Annotated in this window: 8 protein-coding genes; 7 read left to right on the forward strand and 1 reads right to left on the reverse strand. The window is 36.8% G+C overall.

Going from position 1 to position 3,352, the window contains the following annotated elements; translation table 11 throughout:
• The first annotated feature begins 290 nt into the window (after positions 1 to 290).
• The 7 genes from F6K54_RS38675 to F6K54_RS38705 all read left to right on the forward strand — a co-directional run bounded on the left by F6K54_RS38675 (position 291) and on the right by F6K54_RS38705 (position 3,025).
• Positions 291 to 494: a hypothetical protein gene (locus F6K54_RS38675; RefSeq protein ID WP_293089443.1), complete on the forward strand. Its 204-nt coding sequence runs from the start codon at positions 291 to 293 to the stop codon at positions 492 to 494.
• 128 nt (positions 495 to 622) lie between these two features.
• Positions 623 to 826, forward strand: a complete 204-nt coding sequence (locus F6K54_RS38680; RefSeq protein WP_293089445.1) for a hypothetical protein — start codon at positions 623 to 625, stop codon at positions 824 to 826.
• Between the two features lie 384 nt (positions 827 to 1,210).
• A complete protein-coding gene (gvpN, locus tag F6K54_RS38685) occupies positions 1,211 to 2,116 on the forward strand; it encodes a gas vesicle protein GvpN (RefSeq protein ID WP_293089446.1) in 906 nt (301 codons plus the stop codon).
• A gap of 24 nt (positions 2,117 to 2,140) precedes the next feature.
• Positions 2,141 to 2,455 carry a gas vesicle protein gene (locus tag F6K54_RS38690; RefSeq protein ID WP_293089448.1) on the forward strand — a complete coding sequence of 105 codons (315 nt, stop codon included), beginning with the start codon at positions 2,141 to 2,143 and terminating at the stop codon, positions 2,453 to 2,455.
• A gap of 7 nt (positions 2,456 to 2,462) precedes the next feature.
• A complete protein-coding gene (locus F6K54_RS38695) occupies positions 2,463 to 2,735 on the forward strand; it encodes a MerR family DNA-binding transcriptional regulator (protein WP_293089450.1) in 273 nt (90 codons plus the stop codon).
• 15 nt (positions 2,736 to 2,750) lie between these two features.
• Positions 2,751 to 2,843, forward strand: coding sequence for a helix-turn-helix domain-containing protein (locus tag F6K54_RS38700; RefSeq protein ID WP_293073970.1), 93 nt, complete (start codon positions 2,751 to 2,753; stop codon positions 2,841 to 2,843).
• Positions 2,831 to 3,025 carry a hypothetical protein gene (locus F6K54_RS38705; protein WP_293089452.1) on the forward strand — a complete coding sequence of 65 codons (195 nt, stop codon included), beginning with the start codon at positions 2,831 to 2,833 and terminating at the stop codon, positions 3,023 to 3,025. Before F6K54_RS38700 ends, F6K54_RS38705 begins: the two co-directional genes overlap by 13 nt.
• A 132-nt stretch (positions 3,026 to 3,157) precedes the next feature.
• Here F6K54_RS38705 and F6K54_RS38710 read toward each other — a convergent pair.
• A partial coding sequence (locus F6K54_RS38710; protein WP_293089454.1) for a hypothetical protein occupies positions 3,158 to 3,352 on the reverse strand: 195 nt, incomplete at its 5' end.

The following is a 3,352-nucleotide window of genomic DNA, read 5'->3' on the forward strand; positions in this document are numbered from 1 at the left end:
GATGAAGAAACAAATAAAGAGCTAAAAACTCAATCTCAGCAACCCATTAAATCTCATAAACCCACCATGAATAAATTAACAAGTAAGAAACTAGATAAATCTCAAACTAGGACACCAGAACCACCAAAATCAAAATTCAAAACAATTACTTTAGACTATGAAAATAATTAATAATTAATAATTAATCATGACCTATCCTGACAGAATTTTGACTTTTGACTTAATAATGACCTATCCTGACAAAATCTAACTTTTGACTTTTGACTTTTAACTTTTAACTTTTAACTTCTGTGAGGCGATATAATCAAATAAAAGAACGTCTTGCTGTTCTAGATGAAGAAACAAATAAAGAGCTAAAAACTCAATCTCAGCAACCCATTAAATCTCATAAACCCACCATGAATAAATTAACAAGTAAGAAACTAGATAAATCTCAAACTAGGACGCCAGAACCACCAAAATCAAAATTCAAAACAATTACTTTAGGCTATTAAAATAATTAATAATTAATAATTAATAATTAATAATGACCTATCCTGACAGAATCTTAACTTTTGACTTTTGACTTAATAATGACCTATCCTGACAAAATCTAACTTTTGACTTTTGACTTTTAACTTCCGTGAGGCGATATAATCAAATAAAAGAACGTCTTACTGTTCGGGATGAAGAAACAAATAAAGAGCTAAAAACTCAATCTCAGCAACCCATTAAATCTCATAAACCCACCATGAATAAATTAACAAGTAAGAAACTAGATAAATCTCAAACTAGGACACCAGAACCACCAAAATCAAAATTCAAAACAATTACTTTAGGCTATTAAAATAATTAATAATTAATAATTAATAATTAATAATTTATACAGCACTTCCCGTTGTTATGAGGTACACCTATCGCGGGCAAGATGCCCGGTTTACCCTGTACATCATTTGCCCGAAATATGCTGTAACTGAGGCGTTGCTGATTCTGGGTATGATGCAAGCCCCCCTAGCCCCCCAATTTTGGGGGGAATAAAACTCTAAAAGTGCCCCTTGATCCCCCTCCCGTCCCCCGCAGGATCGGGGGAAGCCAGATGTTGCTGCGCTTTTTGTTGAACGGGGGATTTAGGGGGGCTTGACTAGAACCAAACAATCGCCCATTCATACTTCAATTCAGCAACGCCGTAACTGATAACTGATAACTGATAACTGATAACTGATAACTGAACATGACTACTGTACTTAATGTCTCACCCCAACAATTTGTCAGCACCCCTGGTGTCGAACGTGTAGCTCAACGCGCTTTGCGTTATTTAAAATCTGGCTATTCAGTTCATTTGCGCGGTCCCGCTGGAGTCGGCAAAACTACTCTGGCATTACACCTTGCCCATCTACGTCGCCAACCCATTGTTTTAATGTTTGGGGACGATGAATTTAAATCCTCAGACTTAGTAGGTAATCAATCTGGATATACTCGCAAAAAAGTTGTGGATAATTATATCCATACTGTATTAAAAGTTGAGGATGAACTGAAACATAATTGGGTTGACTCTAGATTAACCTTAGCTTGTAAAGAAGGTTTTACTCTAGTTTATGACGAATTCAATCGCTCCCGTCCAGAGGTAAACAATATTTTACTCTCAGTTTTAGAAGAGAAAATGTTGGTTTTGCCACCTAACCAAGACCGCTCGGAATATATTCAAGTTAATCCCAAGTTTAGAGTAATTTTAACTTCCAACTCGGAAGAATATTGTGGAGTTCATGCTACTCAAGATGCTTTGTTAGACCGAGTGGTGACAATTAATATGGGAGAACCTGATGCTCTAACCGAACAAGAAATAGTCATACGTCAAACAGGTATCAACCCGAAAAAAGCCGAAACTATAGTTAATCTAGTGCGTAGTTTTCGGACAAGAATAGGGGAAGAAAAATTAGGTGGTTTGCGTTCCTGTCTAATTATTGCTAAGGTTTGTCAAGAACATGATGTTCCTGTAAATGGTCAAAACCCTAATTTTCAGGATATTTGTGCTGATATATTAATATCGCGAGCTAGTTTACCCAGGAGGGAAGCTATGCAGGGACTGGAGGAAGTTCTAAAGGAATTTTTCCCCACTGAACAAAGTTTCGACCTCTAATGTTTAGGTTACAAAAAGTATTTTATGAGTACCAATACTAACAGTAAAATAGTCACAGCAACTAATGGGTCTAGTTTAGCAGATATACTGGAAAGAGTTCTGGATAAGGGAATAGTCATTGCTGGAGATATTTCTGTTTCTGTAGGTTCGACAGAACTTCTCAGCATTAAAATTCGCCTGTTAATTTCTTCTGTGGATAAAGCTAGAGAAATAGGGATTAATTGGTGGGAAAGTGACCCCTACCTCAGCAGTCAAAGCAATTCTCTGATGGAGGCAAATCAAAAACTTCTTGACCGAGTTGCTTCTCTAGAGTCAGAAATAAAAGCACTTAGGAGTTAAAACTTAGTTGACAAGTTACGTCATTACGCAGTATGATGCGCTAGTTGATGTCAAAGATAAAGTAGTGAAGTTTGTCAAACCAAGAGAAGCTTCTGAGATATTAGGAGTTGATGTGCGCACGTTGGTCAAATGGGAACAAAGCGGTCAAATAAATGCCATAAAAACCCCATCGGGACAAAGGTGCTATGATATTGACCGAAAAAATGGGTCTCAAGCCTCGCCCATAAGCGGGCGACTTTTTAGTTGTTTTTTTTCAATAAATATGTTATCGTATTGTTAGTTTAAAAGTCAAGTTATGAAAGCTAGATTTAAGTACCGTATATATCCAACCCCGGGACAAAAATACCGAGAGCGCCAAGCTATTTGGCTGTGTCCGTGTGGCGAGTGAATGATAGTCTAGCTTACTCCCAACAGAAGTATAAATCAGGAGAAAAGAAATCTACTAATTCTCAACTACAAAAGCTTTTTATTACATCTGCTAAAAAGACTGAAGAAAGAGAATGGTTGTCAGAAGTCTCTAACATACCATTGCAGCAATCTTTGAATGATTTAAACCAGGCGTTGCTCTAACTTTTTCAAATCGACAAAAGGTGAGAGAAAAGGTAAACCTATTAAACCTCCTAAATTTATGCATTAGAAAGTCAAAGCAAACTGCTAGGTTTACATGCATGTGGGTTTAAAGTTGGTCAACATAAAGTCTATTTAGCCAAGATAGGAAAGCTGAAAATAGTATCGCCTGTGAGAGTTACCTGCTGCTCCATCATCAGTAACAGTAATCAAAGATTGTAGGGGCGATTCGCGAATCGCCCCTACTAGATACTTCTTAAGTTTTGTAGTAGAAATACAACCAGAAATCTTACCTAAAACTGATAATTCAGTAGGTATAGATTTAGGTAT

This window comes from Okeania sp. SIO3B5 (genome assembly GCF_010692555.1).
Lineage (GTDB): Bacteria > Cyanobacteriota > Cyanobacteriia > Cyanobacteriales > Microcoleaceae > Okeania.

Excerpts from the sequence above, each read along its gene's own strand:
- F6K54_RS38690 (WP_293089448.1), top strand. The coding sequence starts at position 2,141 with ATGAGTACCAATACTAACAGTAAAATAGTCACAGCAACTAATGGGTCT.
- gvpN (WP_293089446.1), top strand. The coding sequence starts at position 1,211 with ATGACTACTGTACTTAATGTCTCACCCCAACAATTTGTCAGCACCCCT.
- F6K54_RS38700 (WP_293073970.1), top strand. The coding sequence starts at position 2,751 with ATGAAAGCTAGATTTAAGTACCGTATATATCCAACCCCGGGACAAAAA.